We start from the raw sequence: 19,220 nt of genomic DNA on the forward strand, positions 1-19,220 counted from the left end.
CGCAGGCGCTGGCCTGCCAGCGAACAGGCCCTCAGGGCTTTGCCGGATACTCGCGATGCAGTTCTTCCAGCAGCGCGTCCTTGTCCAGCCACTGCTGGTTGATCCAGCCCTGGAATGCCTGGCGATAGGTCGTGTCCTGCTCGTAGTTCTTGCCAATGAACTGCGGTGGAATCTGCACCTCCTCAAAGCGCACCACCACCTCCTTGACCCTGCCGCACAGCAGGTCCCAGAAACCGGGCCGGCCAGCGGGGTAGTGGATGGTCACATCGATGATCGATTGCAATTGCTCGCCCATGGCATCCAGGACAAAGGCGATGCCGCCGGCCTTGGGCTTGAGCAGGTAGCGGAACGGCGACTGTTGCTGGGCATGCTTGCCTTCGGTGAAGCGCGTGCCTTCGACGAAGTTGAAGATCCCCACCGGGTTGTTGCGGAACTTCGCGCAGGTCTTGCGGGTGGTTTCCAGGTCCTTGCCCTTTTTCTCCGGATGCTTTTCCAGGTAGGCCTTGGAGTAGCGCTTCATGAACGGAAAGCCCAGGGCCCACCAGGCGAGGCCAATCACCGGCACCCAGATCAGTTCCTGCTTGAGGAAGAACTTCAGCGGGCGGATGCGGCGGTTGAGCACGTACTGCAGCACCATGATGTCGACCCAGCTCTGATGGTTGCTGGTGACCAGATAGGAGTGCTGGTAATCCAGGCCTTCAAGGCCCTGCAGGTGCCAGCGAGTGCGGCACACCAGCTGCATCCAGGCCTTGTTGTTGCTGATCCAGGCTTCGTGGGTGTGGTTCATCAGCCAGTGGGTGAAGCGCTGGGTGAGGGCGAAGGGCAGGGCCTTGCAGATCGCCACGCAGAACAGGAACGAGCACAGCAGGATGGTGTTCAGCGCCAGCAGGATCGAGGCGATGATCCCGCGCACAGCGGCAGGTAGAAATTCCAGCATTTAGGCATCCATGGGTCGGTTGGCGGCTTGAATCGCGGTCAGGGCGATGGTGTAGACAATGTCATCCACCTGGGCGCCCCGGGGCAGGTCGTTCACAGGCTTGCGCAGGCCTTGCAGCATCGGCCCCAGGCTCACGCAATCGGCACTGCGTTGCACGGCCTTGTGGGTGGTGTTGCCGGTGTTCAGGTCGGGGAACACGAAAACCGTGGCCTTGCCTGCCACCTGGCTGTTGGGGGCCAGTTGCCGGGCGACGTTTTCGTTGGCCGCGGCATCGTATTGCAGCGGGCCGTCGATCAACAGCGAACGCTGGGCTTCATGGGCCAGCAGGGTCGCCTCGCGGACTTTCTCCACTTCTTCGCCGCTGGCCGAGTCGCCGCTGGAGTAGCTGATCATGGCCACTCTTGGAGTAATGCCGAACGCCGCCGCCGAGTCGGCACTCTGCAGGGCGATCTCCGCCAGTTCGCTGGCGCTGGGGTGCGGGTTCATCACGCAGTCGCCGTAGACCAGCACCTGCTCGGGGAACAGCATGAAGAATACCGAGGACACCAGGGTGCAGCCCGGGGCGGTCTTGATCAGTTGCAGGGCCGGGCGAATGGTGTTGGCGGTGGAATGGATGACCCCCGATACCAGGCCATCCACCTCATCCAGGGCCAGCATCACGGTGCCGATCACCACCGGGTCCTCCAGTTGCTGCTCGGCCATGGGGGCGTTGAGGCTCTTGCTCTTGCGCAGGGCCACCATGGGCTCCACGTAGCGCTCGCGAATCAGGTCCGGGTCGAGAATCTCCAGGCCTTCGGGCAACTCGATGCCCTGGGCCCGGGCTACCGCATGCACTTCCTCTGGCTTGGCCAGCAGTACACAACGGGCGATGCCCCGGGCTTGGCAGATGGCAGCGGCCTGCACGGTCAAGGGTTCGCTGCCTTCGGGCAGGACGATACGCTTGTTGGCGTCCTGTGCCCGCTGGATCAACTGATAGCGGAACACCGCCGGCGACAGGCGCATTTCCCGCGGAGTGCCGCAGCGCTGGTGCAGCCAGTTGGCGTCCAGGTGGCTGGCGACGAAGTCGGTGATGATTTCCGCGCGCTCGCGGTCATCGATGGGGATTTCCTTGTTCAGGCCATTGAGCTGGTTGGCGGTGTCGTAGGACCCGGTGCTGACCGACAGCACCGGCAGGCCGGCGTTCAGGGCACCACGGCACAGATCCATGATGCGCGGGTCGGGCAGGGTGTCGCTGGTCAGCAGCAGGCCGGCCAGGGGCACACCGTTGATCGCCGCGAGACTCACGGCGAGGATGATGTCGTCGCGATCCCCCGGGGTCACCACCAGTACGCCGGGCTTGAGCAGTTCCACGGTGTTGCGCATGGTGCGGGCGCAAATGATGATCTTGGTCATGCGCCGGGTTTCATAGTCCCCGGCATTGAGCACCTGGGCGCCCATCAGGTCGGCTACGTCGCGGGTGCGCGGTGCGTTCAGTTCCGGCTGGAAGGGAATGCAGCCCAGCAGGCGGAAGTCGCCGCTGCGCAGCAAGGGCGAGTGCTCCTTCAAACGGGCGGAGAACGCCTCCATGCTTTCGTCGGTACGCACTTTGTTGAGGATCACCCCCAGCACTTTCGGGTCTCGCGGGCCGCCGAACAACTGCGCCTGCAACTCGACCCGTCCCGACAGCTCGGTGAGCACTTCGTTTTCCGGAGCAGAGACCAGGATCACTTCGGCATCCAGGCTTTTGGCCAGGTGCAGGTTGACCCGGGCTGCGTAGCTGGCGCTGCGGGTCGGCACCATGCCTTCGACGATCAGCACGTCCTTGCCGATGGCGGCCTGCTGGTAGAGGGTGATGATTTCCTCTAGCAATTCATCCAGCTGGCCGTCGCCGAGCATTCGCTCCACATGGGCCAGGCCCAGGGGTTGTGGCGGCTTCAGGCCGTGGGTCCGGGCTACCAGCTCGGTGGAGCGCTCGGGGCCGGTATCACCGGGGTGGGGCTGGGCAATGGGCTTGAAAAAGCCGACCTTGAGGCCGGCCCGTTCCAAGGTACGCACCAGCCCGAGGCTGATGGAGGTCAGACCCACACCAAAATCGGTGGGCGCGATAAAAAAAGTTTGCATGCGAGTTCTCAGAAGGTGCATGGCAAAGGCGACGGTCTGCAGCCGTCTGCCTGGTCGTCAGGCGCTAAGGTTATCGTTATCCGGTGCTTGAGCACACCAGCCGCAGTCAAAGCGCTGGCCTATTTTTTCCGCCCGCGACTGCGGGTCCAGTACCCAGGCCCGGGATTGCCAGGGCGGCAAGTGACGCAGGTGCTGGGTATGCCCACAGGACAGTTCGGCCACCCAATGACCCTCTTCGTCCTGATGGAAACCGCAGATTGTCGAGTGATTTTTCACGTTCCGTTGGTCCGGGTTCCGTTCGCTTTCGAGCGATTGCTTCGCTAAACTTGCCCGTTCTTCATTCTTATGCAAAAGGTCCCGCCCCATGCTGATCGCCGCCAATAAGGCTGTCTCCATCGACTATACCCTCACCAACGATGCTGGTGAGGTCATCGACAGCTCTGCCGGCGGCGCCCCGCTGGTTTACCTGCAAGGCGCAGGTAACATCATTCCTGGTCTGGAAAAGGCTCTGGAAGGCAAGCAAGTCGGTGACGAACTGAACGTCTCCGTGGAACCTGAAGATGCCTACGGCGAATACGCTGCCGAACTGGTCAGCACCCTGAGCCGCAGCATGTTCGAAGGCGTCGACGAACTGGAAGTGGGCATGCAGTTCCACGCGTCCGCTCCGGACGGCCAGATGCAGATCGTGACCATCCGTGATCTGGACGGTGACGACGTGACCGTAGACGGCAACCACCCGCTGGCCGGTCAGCGCCTGAACTTCCAGGTCAAGATCGTTGCCATCCGTGATGCCAGCCAGGAAGAAGTCGCTCATGGTCACGTCCATGGCGAAGGTGGCCATCACCACTGATTTTCTGCGCTAAGCTCAAGCTTACTGGAGAGGCGCCCGAGGGCGCCTTTTTAGTCCGCGGCTTTTGGCTGTACTGTCGAGAGGCTGTTTTTCTGTAAGAACACAGGAATTTGGAGTTCGTCATGAGTGCTTTTCACGACCTTAAATTGAAAGCCCTGGATGGTCAGGAGCTGCCGCTCGCGCCCTTCAAGGGGCAAGTCGTGCTGGTGGTCAACGTCGCCTCCAAATGTGGTCTGACACCACAATATGCGGCGTTGGAGAATCTCTACCAGCAATACAAGGCCCAGGGATTCAGCGTGCTGGGGTTGCCCTGCAACCAGTTCGCCGGGCAGGAACCGGGCACCGAGCAGGAGATCCAGGAGTTTTGCAGCCTCAATTACGGGGTGACTTTTCCCTTGAGCAGCAAACTGGACGTGAACGGTCCCGAGCGTCATCAGCTGTACCGTTTGCTGGCGGGCGAGGGCGCGGAGTTTCCCGGGGATATCACCTGGAACTTCGAGAAATTCCTGTTGGGCAAGGACGGTCGGGTACTGGCGCGTTTCTCGCCCCGTACCGCTCCGGATGATCCGACTGTGGTCCAGGCCATCGAAAAAGCCCTGAGCTAAGCACTGCCGGGCCCCTCTTTCACGCCGCTGCAATGCGGCGTTTTTGCATCTAAATCACTCAAATCAATAATGCTGTGCAGCACTGTGAGGGGGCCATATTATCCTCATCATAAGTGCGCCGGGGCAGGTACCCGGCGCAGTCTTGTGCGTCGAGTATCGACTCGAGCCTTTTTGTCGGAGTGCAGCATGCCTGTTCAAGCCTTGTTCAAACCCTTTCAACTCGGCGCGCTGGAGCTGCCGAGCCGCGTAGTGATGGCGCCGATGACCCGTTCGTTTTCTCCGGGTGGCGTGCCCAACGCCAAGGTCATCGAGTATTACCGTCGCCGCGCTGCTGCGGGTGTCGGCCTGATCATCACCGAGGGCACCACGGTGGGGCACCAGGCCGCCAATGGTTACCCCAATGTGCCGCAGTTCCATGGCGAGGCGGCCCTGGCCGGGTGGAAGAAGGTGGTGGATGCGGTCCACGCCGAAGGTGGCAAGATCGTTCCGCAACTGTGGCATGTGGGTAATGTGCGGCGCCTGGGCACCGAGCCGGACGCCAGCGTGCCCGGCTATGGCCCGACCGAGAAGCTCAAGGACGGCAAGGTGCTGGTGCACGGCATGACCCACCAGGACATCCAGGAAGTGATCGCAGCCTTTGCCCAGGCCGCCAAGGATGCCCAGAGCATCGGCATGGACGGTGTGGAAATCCATGGTGCCCACGGTTACCTGGTGGACCAGTTCTTCTGGGAGGGCACCAACCAGCGCACCGACGAATACGGCGGCGACCTGGCGCAGCGCTCGCGTTTCGCCATCGAGTTGATCCAGGCGGTGCGGGCTGCCGTCGGCCCGGATTTCCCGATCATCCTGCGTTTCTCCCAGTGGAAGCAGCAGGATTACAGCGCGCGTCTGGTGCAGACCCCGGAAGCTCTGGGCGCCTTCCTCAAGCCGTTGGCAGATGCAGGTGTGGATATCTTCCACTGTTCGACGCGACGCTTCTGGGAGCCGGAGTTCGAAGGCTCGGACCTGAACCTGGCAGGCTGGACCCGCAAGCTCACCGGCAAACCCACCATCACCGTGGGCAGCGTCGGCCTGGACGGCGAGTTCCTGCAGTTCATGGTCAACACCGACAAGGTGGCGCAGCCGGCCAGCCTGGAAAACCTGCTGCAGCGCTTGAACAACGACGAGTTCGATCTAGTGGCCGTGGGTCGGGCACTGTTGGTGGACCCGGATTGGGCGCAGAAAGTCCGTGAAGGCCGTGAGCAGGACATCCTGCCGTTCAGCCGTGAAGCACTGACGACCCTGGTTTAACTTCTGGCCCCGGGCGATGAGGGGGGCAGCCTCCTTGCCGCACCAAGTGTCTCTGTGGCGCTGCGTGGTTCCAGCGCCGCTTCGATCATCCCTTCGTAATCCACGACCGGTGCTGGCTGGCAGACACTGCGCAACTGATCCTCAAACTGTGCGATCACGGCCGGCCAGCCCTGGCGGCTGGCGTGTTGCCGGGCGTTGAGACGTACCCGGCGCAGGGTTTCCGCTTCCTCCAGCAGCCAGCCGGCGGCCTCACAGAACGCGCCTTCATCCCCGGGCATGGCCAGCACGCCGTTGTAGCCATGGCGGATATGCTGGGCGGCAGCGGCCTGATCGTAGGCCACCACCGCCAGCCCGGAAGCCAGGGCTTCCAGCACCACATTGCCGAAGGTTTCCGTGAGGCTGGGAAACAGGAACACATCCCCCGAAGCGTAATGGGCCGCCAGGGCTTCACCCCGCTGACTGCCACAGAACAGGGCCTCGGGCAGGCTTTTTTCCAGGGCGGCGCGTTGTGGGCCGTCACCCACCACGATCAGTTTCATCTTCCGCTGTGGATAAGTGGCCTTGAGTTGCTCGAAGCAGCGCTTGAGCAGGCTCAGGTTCTTCTCCGGGGCCAGGCGCCCGACATGGATCACCGCCAGATCATCGTTGCCCAGGCCCCAGCGGGTGCGCAGCTCATTGAGGCGTTTGGCCGGATGGAACAGTTGGCTGTCGACGCCCCGGGACAGCAGGGCCAGGCGTTCGAAGTGCCGACGCTCCAGCTCCAGGCGCTGACTGGCGCTGGGCACCAGGGTCAGCTTCGAACGGTTGTGGAACCAGCGCAGGTAATGGGTCAGCAAGCGCGTCAGCAAACCCAGGCCGTACTGGCTGGAATACTGCTGGAAGTTGGTATGGAAGCCACTGACCACCGAGATCCCCAGACGTTTCGCCGCCCGCAGCGCGGACAGCCCCAGCGGGCCCTCGGTGGCGATGTAGAGCACGTCCGGGCGTTGGCGTTTCCAGCGTCGCAGCAGTTTGTGCATCGACGACTGGCCCCATTGCAGCCCCGGGTATCCCGGCAGTGGCCAGCCGCGGCACAGCATCAGGGCCTCGTCGCTGGGGCGGCTCTGATCACAACCCTGGCGCGGACGCACCAGTTCCACCTGATGCCCACGGGCACGCAGGCCATCACACAGGCGGCCAAGGGTATTGGCCACGCCATTGATTTCCGGTGGGAAGGTTTCAGTGATGAGGGTGATGTGCAGAGCTGTCGTCATGACCTCAGTGTCGACTGAGGCCATGTCGTCATTGTGACGCCTGGATGATGGATTTATGACACGCCAGCCTTATTTGGCCGGCAGGTTCTCCATCCCGCGCTCACGCACCCAGAACAGCGTCGCCCCGGCCACGGCGGCGGGCATCATCAGGATGTTGACGAAGGGGATCATCAGCGCCAGGTAGACGATGCCGCCAAAACCCAGGCTCTGCCAGCGCTTCTGCCGCAGCCAGACGATCATCTCCTGCCAGCTCATCTTGTTGTTATCCGCCGGGTAGTCGATGTACTGGATGGCCATCATCCAGACGCCGAACAGCAGCCACAGCGGCGCGGCAATCAGGTTGACCACCGGGATCAGCGACAGGATGAACAGGCCGATGGCCCGGGGCAGGAAGTAGCCGAGCTTGCGCATTTCCCGGGACAGGGTGCGGGGGATCATGGCGATCAGTTCGCCCCAGCTGAAGGGCGGGAAATCGTCGGTGCCACGGACCACGATTTCGACTTTTTCCGATAGAAAGCCGTTGAAGGGGGCGGCAATGATATTGGCCAGCATGGTGAAGGTGAAAAACACCATCAACACCACCAGCACCATGAACAGCGGCCAGAGGATGTAGCTCAGAAAGCTCAGCCATTGCGGCAGGGTCGGCATCAGGGTGTCGATCCACAGGCTGAACTGGTGGCCGGCGAAATAGATCAATCCGACGAACAACACCAGGTTGATCACCAGGGGCAGTAGCACGAACAGGCGCAGGCCGGGACTGAGGACCAGCTTCAGGCCTTCACGCAGGTATTGCGGGCCGGACAGTACGGGGGCGGGCATAGAACGCTCCGAGCAGATGGAAAACGCGCCGACCTTACCGGCTTTGCCCGGGGGGCGAAAGCACCGTGAACAGGTCGACATCAACGGTAACAAAGACCCTTTCAAATGGGCCTGCTGAGGATAGAGACCGCCTATGAGCTGGATTGTTAAACCGTATTTCCTTAATCTTCGCCCCCTCTATACGCTTCACCCATTATTTTTTGGACGGTCGAGTTCAAGCCTTCCCCAAGGTTTCGCCGTCCTTTTTTATTCCAGCCGGCAATCCGGCGTTCCGCGCCAGGGCACCCGGGCCGGTCGATAGGAGTGAGTCATGTCTGAAGTACGCCATTCGCGTGTGATTATTCTCGGTTCCGGCCCTGCCGGTTACAGCGCCGCCGTCTATGCCGCCCGTGCCAACCTGAAGCCGCTGCTGATCACCGGCATGCAGGCCGGTGGCCAACTGACCACCACCACTGAAGTCGACAACTGGCCTGGCGACGTGCACGGCCTGACCGGCCCGGCGCTGATGGAGCGGATGCGCGAGCACGCCGAGCGTTTCGAAACCGAAATCGTCTTCGACCATATCAATGCCGTGGACTTCGCTGCCAAGCCTTACACCCTGACCGGCGACAGCGCGACCTACACTTGCGACGCCCTGATCATCGCCACCGGCGCCAGCGCCCGTTACCTGGGCCTGCCTTCGGAAGAAGCGTTCATGGGCAAGGGTGTATCGGCCTGCGCTACCTGTGACGGTTTCTTCTATCGCAACAAACCGGTGGCGGTGGTCGGTGGTGGCAACACCGCTGTCGAAGAAGCCCTGTACCTGGCCAACATCGCCAGCACCGTGACCTTGATCCACCGTCGCGAAACCTTCCGCGCCGAGAAGATCCTGATCGACAAGCTCAACGCCCGCGTGGCCGAAGGCAAGATCATCCTCAAGCTCAATGCCAACCTGGACGAAGTCCTGGGCGACAACATGGGCGTGACCGGTGCGCGCCTGAAGAACAACGACGGCAGCTTCGACGAGCTGAAAGTCGACGGCGTGTTCATCGCCATCGGCCACACCCCGAACACCTCGCTGTTCGAAGGCCAGTTGACCCTCAAGGACGGTTACCTGGTGGTGCAGGGTGGTCGTGACGGCAATGCCACGGCCACCAGCGTCGAGGGCATCTTTGCCGCTGGCGACGTGGCTGACCACGTTTACCGTCAGGCCATCACCTCGGCCGGCGCCGGCTGCATGGCGGCACTGGACACCGAGCGTTACCTGGACGGTCTGCAGAACGCTGCACACTGATTTCCAGGCGATAAAAAAACCGGCGCAAGCCGGTTTTTTTATGGGTGATGGTTTTGTCGGAGCCAGATCAGCGGCGAGTCAGCGGCTGGGCGGCGAACTTGACCCCGGCCAGGCCGTGGGCGATCAGGGCGCGGATATTGCCGTGGTCAGTGCCTTCGGGGGTGGCCAGTACCGAGCGGTAGTGCTCGCCGAAGGCCAGCAGGGCTTCTGTGTCGCTCAGGCCTTCCAACAGGGCCAGGCCCAGGGTCTTGCACGAGCCTTCGTTCTGCCCGGCGGCGTTTTCCACGCCACCGTTGTTGAAGGCCTGAGGCTGGTAGTCGTAACCGGCGGCGACAAAGGCCAGGGTGTCGGCAAAAGCGTGTTCACCGCTGTTCAGGCTGGCGCGCAGGGTGTTCAGATCAGTCATGGGACTTTCCTTTGGCGAACGCCGCTTGCTGCTCGGCGCTGGCTTCTTTCTGGTAGAGATTTTTCCATTCGGCGTAGGGCATGCCGTACACCACTTCACGGGCGTCATCGAGGCTGACCTCGATCTGGCGTTCGTCGGCCTCGGCCTTGTACCACTTGGACAGGCAGTTGCGGCAGAACCCGGCCAGGTTCATCAGGTCGATGTTCTGCACGTCCTTGCGGTTGTCCAGGTGGGCCACCAGGCGGCGAAAGGCCGCGGCTTCCAGTTCCAGGCGTTGTTGTTCGGTCATGTGACTCTCCAATGCAGCGGCAAGCGCCAAGACAGGCGCTTGCCGCTATGGCTGTTCTCTATGAGCCAGCGCGGCTGGCCGCGAGGGTGATCGATACCGATTCGGCAAAGCGCAGGGCGTGGGGTTTGTCGACTTCGACTTCGGCGTACTGCACCGAGAGGTTGCACATCACCAGGTCCAGCAGTTCCTGGGTCAGGCGCTCCAGCAAGGCGAAGCGATTGCCTTCGACGTGGGCAATGATTGCCTTGGTGATGGTGCGGTAGTTCAGCGCGTGATCGATGTCGTTGTCGCGCACCGCATCATGGGCGGGGTACAGGATGGTCAGGTTGATCAGCACATCCTGCTTGTTGAGGATCTCTTCCTCGTTGATTCCGATATAGGTCCGCAGGAGCAGGTCCTTGACTCGGATACGAGCCATTCCTGGCTGAAGTTGTGGCATTGCTACTTGCTCCGTCCAATCAATTGCAGGAATTCCTGGCGAGTGGTGCTCGAGTCGCGAAAGGCGCCGAGCATCACCGAGGTGTGCATGGTGGAATTCTGTTTCTCGACGCCGCGCATCATCATGCACATGTGCTTGGCTTCGATCACCACCGCGACGCCCGCGGCCTGGGTCACGCTTTGCACCGCGTCGGCGATTTCCCGGGTGAGATTTTCCTGGATCTGCAGGCGTCTGGCGAACATATCGACGATCCGGGCGATCTTCGACAGCCCCAGCACCTTGCCGGTAGGAATATAAGCCACATGGGCCTTGCCGATGAAGGGCAGCAGGTGATGTTCGCACAGGGAGTACAGCTCGATGTCGGCGACTATCACCATTTCGTCGCTGTCGGAGGCGAACAGTGCGCCATTGACGATCTCGTCCACCGACTGGCTGTAGCCATGACACAGGTACTGCATGGCCTTGGCCGCGCGCTTGGGGGTGTCGAGCAAACCTTCGCGCTCGGGGTCTTCACCGAGGCCCTTGAGGATCTCGCGGTAGTGTTGGGGCAGGGAAAGGCTCATGCAAGGTCCTCGTGGGGGCCGGCTTATTTGACGTGCCGCCCGCCGTTGACGGTCAAGGTGGTGCCGGTGACATAGGGGTTGTCCAGCAGGTAGCGCAGGCTCTGGTAGATCACTTCGCTGCCGGGTTCGATGCCCAGGGCGGATTTGGCCAGGGTCTTGGCGCGGTACGCCGCGTCGTCGTCGGGGTTGAACAATAGCAGGGCCGGAGCGATGCCGTTGACCTTGATTGCCGGGGCGTATTTTGCCGCGAAGGACAGGGTCAGGCTGTCCAGCCCGGCTTTGCTGGCGCAGTAGGCGATGTGCTTGCTGCTGCCCTTGCGGGTCACGTCGTCGCTGATGTGGATGATGTCCGCCGGGCTCGATCGCTGCAGCAACTCTGCGCAGTGCAGGTTGATCAGGTAGGGCGCGAGCATGTGCACGCTGAACATCCGGGTAAAGGCGGCGCTTTCCTCGCCTGGGCTTTCTTCCAGCCACTCTGAGGCGTTGTGGACGATGGCCCGCAAGCGGTCGGTGTGATGTTTCACCTCGCTGATCAGGGCCAGGATTCCGGCTTCGCTGGAGAAGTCGGCATGCAGCAGGATCGCGCCTTTTTCCCGCAAGGTCTGCAGGCCCGGGCGGTCGCTGCGGTAAGTGACGATCACCGGCTGCCCGTCTTCCAGCAGGCGCAGGGCGCAATGCAGGCCGACACGCTGGCTGGCACCAGTGATCAGGATCGGAGCGGAGGAGGTGTTCATGAAGGGCTCGCGTCGCGGGTAGGGGAAAACTATACCAGCGGTGGGACGGGTTGTGCCTGTTGCTCGGGGGCTGCGCTGGCAAGCCAGATCAGCAGCCGACTCCTGCGCAGTGTGCAGGAGCCGGCTTACCGGCGAATCACGGATTCTGCGTCGAGGCGCTGGTCGGCAGCGGGCGCGCAGGTGTGCTGTTGAGCCAGTTAGCCAGCAGGCGGGTGGACATCGGAATGAAGAAGTAGACCATCAACGGGGTCAACGCCAGGGTGCTGACAAACACTCGGGGCAGCAGGCTCAGGTCGCTGAGCAGGGGACCTAAGACGAAGTTGAACAGCAGCGACACCGGGAAGAACGCCAGCCAGATGGCCACGGCCTGTTTCCAGCGCGGTGGTCGTTGTCCGACTGCGCCGAACCAGCCATCGATACCGCTGACGCGATGTTCCGATGGGTGGGCAAACAAGTCGCTGCCCCGGGCCAGCCAGGCGGTGCGCGAGGCGGAGTGTTCCCAGGTGTGCAGGGTCTGTTCGTCGGCGAAGCGGAAGATGATCTGGAATTCGTCGTCGTCAGGTGGTGGGGCCAGAACGCCGGAACCCAGGTAGCCGGGAAAGTCGGTGGCCAGTTGTTCGCCTTCGCGCAGCCAGGCGATCAGGTCCTGGTAACGGCCGTCGGCAACGCGCCGGGCAACCATCAGGGTGACGGGTGAGGTAGACATTATGTATCTCCGTAAACCAATGCGCGGCCTGGGTAAGGCAGTCGCTGACGTGGCACCGGGGTAGTGGGCCGCGCCTGAATCAAGCAAGGATTATTCCTGATTGGCGCGAGGCTACCAATGACACCGGTCGGTTTTTCTCGCGCTTGAAGCATTTGCACCTGGGGAGAGTAGAATGGCCGCCACTTTGTTTACTGGTGTTTTCTCCCCAGATGCCCGTCATGACTGAACCTGTCCCTGTTGCTCCGGCGCCTGACCCTGCCCGTCAGGATGAGCTGTTTCCGATCCGTGAAGTGGCGCGCCTGACCGGAATCAACCCGGTGACCCTGCGGGCCTGGGAACGACGCTACGGTCTGATCCAGCCGACGCGCACCGAAAGCGGGCATCGCCTGTATTCCATGCACGATGTTGAGGCGGTGCGGGAGATTCTGGGTTGGATCGAGCGCGGTGTGGCGGTAAGCAAGGTCGGCAAGATTCTAGCCAAGAGCCGGGCAGACCAGGCTCAGGCCAAGGTGGCGGTGGATGACGGCCTGCAAGGTGAATATGGCCAGTGGCGCGATCAGTTGAAGCTGGCGGTGAGCGCTTTCGATGAAGAGCAACTGGAGCGTCTCTACGGCCAGGTCTTCTCCAGCTACGCCTTGCCGGTGGTATTCCAGGACATTTTCCTGCCGTTCTGGAAGCAACTGCTGCAGGACCGGGAGACTTTCGGTCAGACCAGCGAGTGGTTGTTTCTGGATGGTTTTTTGCGGGCGCGGATCACGCAAAGGCTGTTGTTGCAGCGTGCCACTCAGAACCGGCAACTGCTGCTGACGGCGCTCAGCCCGCAGTGCCGCGAACTGGAGCTGCTGGTGGCGGCACTGATGCTCGGGCATGACCAGGTCGGTGTCCGCCTGCTGGGGCCGGGAGCACCGCTGGATGAACTGACCCTGGTCTGCGAAAAACTCAAGCCTGTGGCCCTGGTGGTGTTCTCCAATCACGCGCCGACGGCGGAGTTGCCCAAGCGCCTCAAGCGTCTGGCGCTGACTCTGGACTGTCCATTGATGCTTGCCGGAGATGCGGCGGACCTGGCTCAGGAAAGCTTCAGCGGTTCGCCGGTGGCGTGCCTGGGAAATGAGGGGCGCCTGATGCAGAAGCGCCTGCGGCAGTTCCTCAGCGGTCGCCTGGATACCTGAAACGGCTCTCGGTCAGCTTCAGGCGTGCAGGGCCGGATGGGTATGGCGGTGCTGCTGGAGGATGAACTGGCGCAGGCGTTCGGTTTCTTCCGCGTCACTCTGATCCAGGCGATAGGCATAGAAACCGGCTTCGGTCTGGCGCTCGAAGCGCCCGTGCAGGGCAATCCGTTCATATCCCGAAGGGCTGAACCACTGGGCGAACTGCTTGGGGGGCCGGGTCCGGTTGCGGATCTCCAGCAATACGCCCTTGAACGACACCTCCCGCACCCACAGGCGTCCAGGCTGGCCCCTGGAGTTTTCCAGGGCCACCGGCTCTTCCAGCGTCAGGCGCCAGGGCCGGATCATGGGGCCGTCCTCGAAGATGCTCGGCACCCCCAGGCGTAGATGCAGGGCATGGAATTCGTCTTCCACCAGATGCAGGGGGAAGGTCATCTGCTGGTTGTCGAAATGGGCCTGGATGGTGACCTTTTCATTGGCAGCCAGACGGGTCAGCAGGTCACGGATCTGCGAGCCGCCATTGACCAGCAGGCTCGATGTGGCATCGCGCACATTGAGCTGCGGGTTGTGCTGCATGGTTTGGATGAAGTCCAGTTCATCCTGGGTGAGGAGAGCGTCACGCTGCATGATGTTGCTCGAAGGGTGAAGGACAAATCGGTGGGGAATATCCCTACAGACCACTAAATCTGCGACTTATTAGAGCCGTCGGTCGCCTTGAGGGCGGCGAGCTCGGCTTGCACTGCGGCCAGTTGCTGCTCCAGCTGGAGCAAGCGTTGCTGCGCCTTGATCTGCACACTGACGTCTTTCTGCACACCAATGAAATAGGTCAGTTGATCGCTGTCGTTGAATACCGGGGTGATCGACAGTTCGTTCCAGAAGTGGCTGCCGTCCTTGCGATAGTTGCGCAGCACCTCGCGGCAAGGCTGCCCCTGGCTCAGGGCCTGGCGAATCCGTTCCAGCCCCGGCTGGTCACGGTCTCCGGACTGCAGGAAACGACAATCCTGATACAGCACTTCGTCGGCGCTGTAGCCGGTCAGTCGCTCGAAAGCCGGATTCACGTAAATCACGATGTTGTCTTCGCCTTCCTGTTCCGCGACCACAATCCCGTCGTTGGAGGCGTTGATCATCTTTTGCAGCAGATGAGCGTTGATCATCCCGAAGTTCCGCTATCAATCAGCAAGTGTTGAATTGAATTCTAAGTCACGCTGGCACGCTGTCCACAGGCGCTTTTGAGCGGTGCGGGCAGCAGAAGCGGGATTTTACTCCGTAGCTGGTAATATCCCAGTCTTTTAGTCAGCTTCAGGAACAGATTGATGAAAGTCGCCATCCTTTCCGGCTCGGTGTACGGCACGGCTGAAGAAGTCGCCCGGCACGCCGCCAAGCTCCTCAACGCCGCAGGTTTCGAGGCCTGGCACAACTCGCGGGCCACTTTGACCGAGCTTCAGGCCTTCGCACCGCAGGCGTTGCTGGCCGTGACCTCGACCACCGGCATGGGCGAACTGCCAGACAACCTGCTGCCGCTGTATTCGAGCATTCGCGATCAGTTGCCCGCCGCCTGGCGTGGGCTGCCCGGAGCGGTAATCGGCCTGGGGGATTCCAGCTACGGCGATACCTTCTGTGGCGGTGGCGAGCAGATGCGTGAGCTGTTTGCCGAGCTGGGAGTGGAAGAAGTGCTGCCGATGCTGCGCCTGGACGCCAGCGAGAGCGTGACCCCGGAAACCGATGCCGAGCCCTGGCTGGCCGAGTTGATCAGCGCCCTGCGGGGTTGACCGGCTGTTCCCTTAGCAGCGCCAGCCAGGCTTGCGCTGCCTTGGACAGATACGCGCCCTGGCGCCAGATGAAGGCAATGTCCCAGCGCAGATAGTCCGGGGCCTTCAGCGTCAGGCGCACCACCCCCGGCCGCACCAGGCCGCGGGCCACCACACTGGGCAGCAACACCACACCTTGACCGGCGGCCACCAGCGCCGCAAGAAAGTCTGCCTGGCCGCTACGTCCCCCTTCCTTTGGCGTGAAGCCCACCTGCTGGCAGGCCTGGAGCAGCCGGTCGTTGAGCACAAAGCTGCGCTGATAGAGGAGGAAGGGCGTATCGGCCAGTTCTTCCAGGCGCACCTGGGCGTTCAGCGCCAGGGGATGATCGGCGGGCAACAAGGCATCCAGGGGTTCATCGCAGAAGGGTTGATAGGCAAACGCCGGGTCCTTGGGGGTCAGGCTGCCTCCCAGTTCCAGCTCGCCACTGCGCACGGCCTGCTCGACATTCAGGCTGCCGCCTTCGAGCAGTTGCACCTGGATATTCGGGTAGCGCCGGCGGTATTCGGCGAAACGGCTGGCGAACAGTGCATCGCTGCCCAGCAGCGGCAGACCCAGGCGCAGTTCACCCCGTGCCAGTTGGCTCAGGTCATCCAGTTCGCTGAGCAGTTCATGGCGCAGGCGCAGCATGTCCTCGGCCCGCTGCAGCACCACGCCGCCGGCGGCGGTGAGATGAATGTGCGAGCCCTGGCGCTCCAGCAGGGGCGTGCCCAGGCTTTGTTCCAGCTGCGCGATCTGCTTGCTGACCGCCGACTGGCTGATGTGCAGGGTCCTGGCCGCCTGGGTGAAACCGCCCTGGCGGATGACTTCGACAAAACTGCGCAGTTGTTTGAAATCCATGGTGGTGATTCCAGATTGGAATGGTTTCAAGTCTAACAATTCGCTTCGGTGATGCAGGGGCTTTTCATAAAATGGGCCCCTAAGAGGACTCAACCACCATGAACATTTCCACCTGTAAACGCCTGGGCCGCCTGATTGGCGAATTGGCAGTGCTGCTGGCCATCTATTTTCTCGGTTGCCAACTGGCTACCTGGCTGCCCTGGCCGATTCCCGGTGGGGTCATTGGCCTTGCGCTGTTGCTGCTGGCCTTCGCCCTGGGCTGGGTCAAGCCGGCGGCCTTGCAACTGGGGGCCGGCCTGCTGATGGCGGAGATGCTGCTGTTCTTCATTCCGGCGCTGATGAGCTTGCTGGACTACGGCAGCCTGCTGCGTCAGGACGGCTGGCGGATTCTGCTGGTGATCGGTATCAGCACCCTGCTGGTGATGCTGGTGACCGCACTCACGGTGGAGATGGTCTGTCGCTGGAGGATGCGCCATGAAGCTTGAACTGATGCCGATGTTCTGGCTGGTCCTGACCCTGGGGGCGTATCTGTTCAGCCGCTGGATCTACCGGCGCACCGGGCGCTACCTGCTGTCGCCGTTGATCCTGGTGCCGGCCCTGCTGCTGGCAATTGCGGTGCCGCTGCACACCGCCTATGCCGAATACGCCGCCAACACCCACTGGCTGATGCTGGTGCTGGGGCCGGTGACGGTGGCCTTTGCGATTCCCATCTGGCAGCAGCGCCAGTTGCTGATGCGCCACTGGTCGGCCCTGTTGCTGGGCATGCTGGCGGGCAGCGCCGCGTCCATCGGCAGTTCCTTCGGCTTGGCGAAGATGCTGGCCCTGGACAGCTCGGTGACCCTGTCCCTGGTGCCACGTTCCATTACCACGCCGTTCGCCATGCCCCTGGCCCATGACCTGGGCGGCGTGCCTGAGTTGACGGCGGTGTTCGTGATGTTCACCGGGGTGTTCGGTGCCATGCTCGGCGGTGTGCTGCTGCGCTGGCTGCCCTTGCGCAGTGCCCTGGCCCGGGGCGCGCTGTTTGGTGTCGGCGCCCACGGAGCCGGAGTCAGCCGGGCCCATGAAGTCGGGGGTGAAGAGGGCTCGGTGGCCGGTCTGGTGATGGTGTTGACCGGGTTGCTGAACCTCTTCGCGGCCCCTTTGCTGGCGTCTGTGCTTTGACGCAAAGCCGCGGATCAGAGCCTTCTCTCCGGCTGACCCGTACGGTCATCAAGCTGGCTGTCAATGCAACTCCGCAGTCGATGCAAGCTGTCTAGACTCTGAGGGTTCCCTCATCCAATAAGAACCATCACCGAGGTCCTTGCCGTGAGCCTAGCCCCCGTTCAATCGACACCGAGTGTAAAAAAACAAGTCAGCGCCGTTGAGTGGCAAACCCGTCTGGACCTCGCCGCCTGCTACCGTCTGGTGGCCATGCACGGCTGGGACGACCTGATCTTCACCCATATCTCCGCCAAGGTGCCGGGCACCGAAGACTTCCTGATCAACCCCTTCGGCATGATGTTCCACGAGATCACCGCCTCTAGCCTGGTGAAGGTCGACCAGGCTGGTAACAAGCTGATGGACAGCCCCTACGAGATCAACCCGGCGGGCTACACCATTCACAGTGCCGTGCACGCGGTGCGCCACGATGTGCTCTGTGTGCTGCATACCCACACGGCCGCCGGGGTCGCAGTGTCGGCGCAGAAGCAGGGCGTGCTGCCCATCAGCCAGCAGTCGCTGTTCGTGCTGTCGAGCCTGGGCCGTCACCCTTATGAGGGCGTAGCCCTGAACCCCGAGGAGAAAGAGCGGCTGCAGGCCGACCTGGGGGACAACAACTTCCTGCTGCTGCACAACCATGGCTTGCTGACCTGCGGCGCCAGCATCGCCGATACCTTCCTGATGATGTTCACCTTCCAGCGTGCCTGCGAGATCCAGGTGCTGGCGCAGAATGGTGGCGCCGAGCTGATCACCATTCCTGCATCGATCCTGGCGGGGGCCAAGGCGATGATCGCCGGCGTCACCCGCAGTGCCCAGGGGATGGGGGGCGCACTGGCCTGGCCGGCCCTGTTGCGCAAACTCGATCAACTCGACCCGGGTTATAAAGTCTGATGCCTATCGCCGAGATTCCTCTGTGTGTCTGGCGCAAGCGCGGCAAGGACTTTGTGTTTCGCGGCCAGCGCATTCGTTACTGGGTGGCGGGGCAAGGAGAGCCGCTGCTGTTGATCCATGGGTTTCCCACTGCCAGCTGGGACTGGCATTACCTGTGGCAACCCCTGGCGCGGCGCTATCAGGTGATCGCCTGCGACATGCTCGGCTTCGGCGACTCGGACAAGCCGCTGGACCATGAGTACAGCCTGCTGGAGCAGGCAGACTTGCAGCAGGCGTTGCTGGCCCATTTGCAGATCCAAGAGCCGCTGCACCTGCTGGCCCATGACTACGGCGACAGCGTCGCCCAGGAACTGCTGGCCCGGCATTATGAAGCGCGGATCGAGATCGCCAGCTGCGTGTTCCTCAATGGCGGTCTGTTTCCGGAAACCCATCGCCCGGTGCTGACCCAGAAGCTGTTGCTCAGCCCCGTGGGCTGGATGCTCGGGCGGGTGTTCAGTCGCCAGGGGCTGGCGAACAGTTTCCGGCAGATCTTCGGCCCCCAGACCGGTCCCAGCGAGTCGGTCCTGGATGACTTCTGGAGCCTGGTGCACAGCAACAACGGGCCGCGCATCCTGCACAAGTTGATCGCTTATATCCCCGAGCGACGGGCCCAGCGCGAGCGTTGGGTCGGCGCCATGCAACGCGGCGAGGTGCCGCTGCGGGTGATCGATGGCGCCCAGGACCCGATTTCCGGGGCGCACATGGTGGAGCGCTATCGCCAGTTGATCGCCGAGCCGGACACGGTGCTGCTACCGGGTATCGGCCATTACCCACAGATCGAAGCGCCGTTGCCGGTGCTCAAGCATTACCTGGGGTTTCGCGACACATTGCTCGCGCCGCCACGCCAGGCAATGGGTTCCTGAGCGCCTTGGGTCACTGTGTGGCCCAAGGCAGGGGCGCGCTCTGGTGCGGGCGGGGCGATTATCCCGCTGTCTTATTGGGCACCATTCAGGTCCGGACGTTTTTATTGTGACCGCCGGCCGGCTGTCCGACACTCGAAGAATTGTCCATTGGCCC

The 19,220-nt window shown here is 62.3% G+C and carries 24 protein-coding genes; 10 read left to right on the forward strand and 14 right to left on the reverse strand.

Annotation, left to right across the window (positions count from 1 at the left end):
* Positions 1–31: 31 nt before the first annotated feature.
* From WIN67_RS04630 to WIN67_RS04640, 3 genes are read right to left on the reverse strand one after another with little or no spacing between them, the layout of a single operon-like run.
* Positions 32–937, reverse strand: a complete 906-nt coding sequence (locus WIN67_RS04630; RefSeq protein ID WP_102878384.1) for an acyltransferase — start codon at positions 935–937, stop codon at positions 32–34.
* On the reverse strand, positions 938–3,037 hold the full coding sequence (gene pta / locus WIN67_RS04635) for a phosphate acetyltransferase (RefSeq protein ID WP_102878385.1): 2,100 nt from the start codon (positions 3,035–3,037) through the stop codon (positions 938–940).
* A 57-nt stretch (positions 3,038–3,094) separates the two neighbouring features.
* Positions 3,095–3,433 carry a DUF3565 domain-containing protein gene (locus tag WIN67_RS04640; RefSeq protein WP_102879065.1) on the reverse strand — a complete coding sequence of 113 codons (339 nt, stop codon included), beginning with the start codon at positions 3,431–3,433 and terminating at the stop codon, positions 3,095–3,097.
* On the opposite strand from WIN67_RS04640, the gene WIN67_RS04645 reads away from it, so the two are divergent.
* The 3 genes from WIN67_RS04645 (at position 3,402) to WIN67_RS04655 (ending at position 5,782) form a co-directional block, all read left to right on the forward strand.
* A complete protein-coding gene (locus WIN67_RS04645; protein ID WP_102861169.1) occupies positions 3,402–3,887 on the forward strand; it encodes an FKBP-type peptidyl-prolyl cis-trans isomerase in 486 nt (161 codons plus the stop codon). The two genes, WIN67_RS04640 and WIN67_RS04645, sit on opposite strands and share 32 nt — an antisense overlap.
* A 122-nt stretch (positions 3,888–4,009) precedes the next feature.
* Positions 4,010–4,492 carry a glutathione peroxidase gene (locus WIN67_RS04650; RefSeq protein WP_102861170.1) on the forward strand — a complete coding sequence of 161 codons (483 nt, stop codon included), beginning with the start codon at positions 4,010–4,012 and terminating at the stop codon, positions 4,490–4,492.
* 186 nt (positions 4,493–4,678) lie between these two features.
* Positions 4,679–5,782: an NADH:flavin oxidoreductase gene (locus WIN67_RS04655; protein WP_102861171.1), complete on the forward strand. Its 1,104-nt coding sequence runs from the start codon at positions 4,679–4,681 to the stop codon at positions 5,780–5,782.
* Here the strand turns inward: WIN67_RS04655 and WIN67_RS04660 are convergent.
* Together WIN67_RS04660 and cysZ are read right to left on the reverse strand one after the other, a co-directional pair.
* Positions 5,779–7,059, reverse strand: a complete 1,281-nt coding sequence (locus tag WIN67_RS04660) for a glycosyltransferase family 4 protein (protein WP_102878388.1) — start codon at positions 7,057–7,059, stop codon at positions 5,779–5,781. The two genes, WIN67_RS04655 and WIN67_RS04660, sit on opposite strands and share 4 nt — an antisense overlap.
* 45 nt (positions 7,060–7,104) lie before the next feature.
* On the reverse strand, positions 7,105–7,854 hold the full coding sequence (cysZ, locus tag WIN67_RS04665) for a sulfate transporter CysZ (RefSeq protein ID WP_102878389.1): 750 nt from the start codon (positions 7,852–7,854) through the stop codon (positions 7,105–7,107).
* Between the two features lie 310 nt (positions 7,855–8,164).
* On the opposite strand from cysZ, the gene trxB reads away from it, so the two are divergent.
* Positions 8,165–9,127 (forward strand): thioredoxin-disulfide reductase, encoded by a 963-nt coding sequence (trxB, locus tag WIN67_RS04670; protein ID WP_060837566.1) that lies wholly within the window; start codon positions 8,165–8,167, stop codon positions 9,125–9,127.
* Between the two features lie 67 nt (positions 9,128–9,194).
* On the opposite strand, the gene WIN67_RS04675 is transcribed toward trxB, so the two are convergent.
* The 6 genes from WIN67_RS04675 to WIN67_RS04700 form a co-directional block, all read right to left on the reverse strand.
* Positions 9,195–9,533 carry a HopJ type III effector protein gene (locus tag WIN67_RS04675; protein WP_102861174.1) on the reverse strand — a complete coding sequence of 113 codons (339 nt, stop codon included), beginning with the start codon at positions 9,531–9,533 and terminating at the stop codon, positions 9,195–9,197.
* Entirely contained in the window at positions 9,526–9,822 is a 297-nt protein-coding gene (locus WIN67_RS04680) for a DUF1244 domain-containing protein (RefSeq protein ID WP_110596025.1), read from the reverse strand. Before WIN67_RS04680 ends, WIN67_RS04675 begins: the two co-directional genes overlap by 8 nt.
* Positions 9,823–9,880: 58 nt before the next feature.
* The gene (gene folX / locus WIN67_RS04685; RefSeq protein ID WP_102878391.1) at positions 9,881–10,261 is read right to left on the reverse strand and encodes a dihydroneopterin triphosphate 2'-epimerase; all 381 of its coding nucleotides are present in this window, start codon (positions 10,259–10,261) and stop codon (positions 9,881–9,883) included.
* Between the two features lie 2 nt (positions 10,262–10,263).
* Positions 10,264–10,824, reverse strand: a complete 561-nt coding sequence (folE, locus tag WIN67_RS04690) for a GTP cyclohydrolase I FolE (protein WP_102861177.1) — start codon at positions 10,822–10,824, stop codon at positions 10,264–10,266.
* A gap of 23 nt (positions 10,825–10,847) precedes the next feature.
* Complete coding sequence (gene folM, locus WIN67_RS04695; protein WP_110596027.1) at positions 10,848–11,558, reverse strand: dihydromonapterin reductase; 711 nt, start codon at positions 11,556–11,558, stop codon at positions 10,848–10,850.
* Between the two features lie 136 nt (positions 11,559–11,694).
* Complete coding sequence (locus WIN67_RS04700) at positions 11,695–12,264, reverse strand: antibiotic biosynthesis monooxygenase (RefSeq protein ID WP_339070690.1); 570 nt, start codon at positions 12,262–12,264, stop codon at positions 11,695–11,697.
* A gap of 209 nt (positions 12,265–12,473) precedes the next feature.
* Between WIN67_RS04700 and WIN67_RS04705 the strand changes: the two genes are divergently transcribed.
* Positions 12,474–13,433, forward strand: coding sequence for a MerR family transcriptional regulator (locus WIN67_RS04705; RefSeq protein ID WP_102878394.1), 960 nt, complete (start codon positions 12,474–12,476; stop codon positions 13,431–13,433).
* A gap of 18 nt (positions 13,434–13,451) precedes the next feature.
* On the opposite strand, the gene WIN67_RS04710 is transcribed toward WIN67_RS04705, so the two are convergent.
* Together WIN67_RS04710 and WIN67_RS04715 are read right to left on the reverse strand one after the other, a co-directional pair.
* Positions 13,452–14,057, reverse strand: coding sequence for a hypothetical protein (locus WIN67_RS04710; protein WP_102861181.1), 606 nt, complete (start codon positions 14,055–14,057; stop codon positions 13,452–13,454).
* Positions 14,058–14,110: 53 nt separating this feature from the next.
* Positions 14,111–14,584: a PAS domain-containing protein gene (locus tag WIN67_RS04715; RefSeq protein WP_102861182.1), complete on the reverse strand. Its 474-nt coding sequence runs from the start codon at positions 14,582–14,584 to the stop codon at positions 14,111–14,113.
* A gap of 159 nt (positions 14,585–14,743) precedes the next feature.
* On the opposite strand from WIN67_RS04715, the gene WIN67_RS04720 reads away from it, so the two are divergent.
* The gene (locus tag WIN67_RS04720; RefSeq protein WP_102861183.1) at positions 14,744–15,199 is read left to right on the forward strand and encodes a flavodoxin; all 456 of its coding nucleotides are present in this window, start codon (positions 14,744–14,746) and stop codon (positions 15,197–15,199) included.
* Here WIN67_RS04720 and WIN67_RS04725 read toward each other — a convergent pair.
* Positions 15,180–16,076 carry a LysR family transcriptional regulator gene (locus tag WIN67_RS04725; RefSeq protein ID WP_102878395.1) on the reverse strand — a complete coding sequence of 299 codons (897 nt, stop codon included), beginning with the start codon at positions 16,074–16,076 and terminating at the stop codon, positions 15,180–15,182. The genes WIN67_RS04720 and WIN67_RS04725 overlap by 20 nt on opposite strands.
* A gap of 98 nt (positions 16,077–16,174) precedes the next feature.
* On the opposite strand from WIN67_RS04725, the gene WIN67_RS04730 reads away from it, so the two are divergent.
* From WIN67_RS04730 to WIN67_RS04745, 4 genes are all read left to right on the forward strand, one after another.
* A complete protein-coding gene (locus tag WIN67_RS04730) occupies positions 16,175–16,561 on the forward strand; it encodes a CidA/LrgA family protein (protein WP_339070691.1) in 387 nt (128 codons plus the stop codon).
* On the forward strand, positions 16,551–17,237 hold the full coding sequence (locus WIN67_RS04735; RefSeq protein ID WP_102878397.1) for an LrgB family protein: 687 nt from the start codon (positions 16,551–16,553) through the stop codon (positions 17,235–17,237). The genes WIN67_RS04730 and WIN67_RS04735 overlap by 11 nt, the downstream gene beginning before the upstream one ends.
* Positions 17,238–17,381: 144 nt before the next feature.
* Positions 17,382–18,164: a class II aldolase/adducin family protein gene (locus WIN67_RS04740; RefSeq protein ID WP_102861186.1), complete on the forward strand. Its 783-nt coding sequence runs from the start codon at positions 17,382–17,384 to the stop codon at positions 18,162–18,164.
* Positions 18,164–19,066 carry an alpha/beta fold hydrolase gene (locus tag WIN67_RS04745; protein ID WP_102878398.1) on the forward strand — a complete coding sequence of 301 codons (903 nt, stop codon included), beginning with the start codon at positions 18,164–18,166 and terminating at the stop codon, positions 19,064–19,066. Before WIN67_RS04740 ends, WIN67_RS04745 begins: the two co-directional genes overlap by 1 nt.
* Positions 19,067–19,220 lie beyond the last annotated feature (154 nt).

Origin of the sequence: Pseudomonas idahonensis, from assembly GCF_037903935.1 — a bacterium.
GTDB classification, from domain to species: domain Bacteria; phylum Pseudomonadota; class Gammaproteobacteria; order Pseudomonadales; family Pseudomonadaceae; genus Aquipseudomonas; species Aquipseudomonas danubii.

What these genes read in the sequence shown, in the direction of transcription:
- WIN67_RS04735 (WP_102878397.1), top strand. Translation starts at nt 16,551, where the DNA reads ATGAAGCTTGAACTGATGCCGATGTTCTGGCTGGTCCTGACCCTGGGG.
- WIN67_RS04730 (WP_339070691.1), top strand. Translation starts at nt 16,175, where the DNA reads ATGAACATTTCCACCTGTAAACGCCTGGGCCGCCTGATTGGCGAATTG.
- WIN67_RS04720 (WP_102861183.1), top strand. Translation starts at nt 14,744, where the DNA reads ATGAAAGTCGCCATCCTTTCCGGCTCGGTGTACGGCACGGCTGAAGAA.
- WIN67_RS04715 (WP_102861182.1), bottom strand. Translation starts at nt 14,584, where the DNA reads ATGATCAACGCTCATCTGCTGCAAAAGATGATCAACGCCTCCAACGAC.
- WIN67_RS04645 (WP_102861169.1), top strand. Translation starts at nt 3,402, where the DNA reads ATGCTGATCGCCGCCAATAAGGCTGTCTCCATCGACTATACCCTCACC.
- WIN67_RS04725 (WP_102878395.1), bottom strand. Translation starts at nt 16,076, where the DNA reads ATGGATTTCAAACAACTGCGCAGTTTTGTCGAAGTCATCCGCCAGGGC.
- WIN67_RS04660 (WP_102878388.1), bottom strand. Translation starts at nt 7,059, where the DNA reads ATGGCCTCAGTCGACACTGAGGTCATGACGACAGCTCTGCACATCACC.
- WIN67_RS04630 (WP_102878384.1), bottom strand. Translation starts at nt 937, where the DNA reads ATGCTGGAATTTCTACCTGCCGCTGTGCGCGGGATCATCGCCTCGATC.
- WIN67_RS04680 (WP_110596025.1), bottom strand. Translation starts at nt 9,822, where the DNA reads ATGACCGAACAACAACGCCTGGAACTGGAAGCCGCGGCCTTTCGCCGC.
- WIN67_RS04650 (WP_102861170.1), top strand. Translation starts at nt 4,010, where the DNA reads ATGAGTGCTTTTCACGACCTTAAATTGAAAGCCCTGGATGGTCAGGAG.
- trxB (WP_060837566.1), top strand. Translation starts at nt 8,165, where the DNA reads ATGTCTGAAGTACGCCATTCGCGTGTGATTATTCTCGGTTCCGGCCCT.
- WIN67_RS04700 (WP_339070690.1), bottom strand. Translation starts at nt 12,264, where the DNA reads ATGTCTACCTCACCCGTCACCCTGATGGTTGCCCGGCGCGTTGCCGAC.
- WIN67_RS04655 (WP_102861171.1), top strand. Translation starts at nt 4,679, where the DNA reads ATGCCTGTTCAAGCCTTGTTCAAACCCTTTCAACTCGGCGCGCTGGAG.
- WIN67_RS04640 (WP_102879065.1), bottom strand. Translation starts at nt 3,433, where the DNA reads ATGGAGACAGCCTTATTGGCGGCGATCAGCATGGGGCGGGACCTTTTG.
- WIN67_RS04745 (WP_102878398.1), top strand. Translation starts at nt 18,164, where the DNA reads ATGCCTATCGCCGAGATTCCTCTGTGTGTCTGGCGCAAGCGCGGCAAG.
- folE (WP_102861177.1), bottom strand. Translation starts at nt 10,824, where the DNA reads ATGAGCCTTTCCCTGCCCCAACACTACCGCGAGATCCTCAAGGGCCTC.
- WIN67_RS04710 (WP_102861181.1), bottom strand. Translation starts at nt 14,057, where the DNA reads ATGCAGCGTGACGCTCTCCTCACCCAGGATGAACTGGACTTCATCCAA.
- folM (WP_110596027.1), bottom strand. Translation starts at nt 11,558, where the DNA reads ATGAACACCTCCTCCGCTCCGATCCTGATCACTGGTGCCAGCCAGCGT.
- WIN67_RS04705 (WP_102878394.1), top strand. Translation starts at nt 12,474, where the DNA reads ATGCCCGTCATGACTGAACCTGTCCCTGTTGCTCCGGCGCCTGACCCT.
- cysZ (WP_102878389.1), bottom strand. Translation starts at nt 7,854, where the DNA reads ATGCCCGCCCCCGTACTGTCCGGCCCGCAATACCTGCGTGAAGGCCTG.
- WIN67_RS04675 (WP_102861174.1), bottom strand. Translation starts at nt 9,533, where the DNA reads ATGACTGATCTGAACACCCTGCGCGCCAGCCTGAACAGCGGTGAACAC.
- pta (WP_102878385.1), bottom strand. Translation starts at nt 3,037, where the DNA reads ATGCAAACTTTTTTTATCGCGCCCACCGATTTTGGTGTGGGTCTGACC.
- folX (WP_102878391.1), bottom strand. Translation starts at nt 10,261, where the DNA reads ATGCCACAACTTCAGCCAGGAATGGCTCGTATCCGAGTCAAGGACCTG.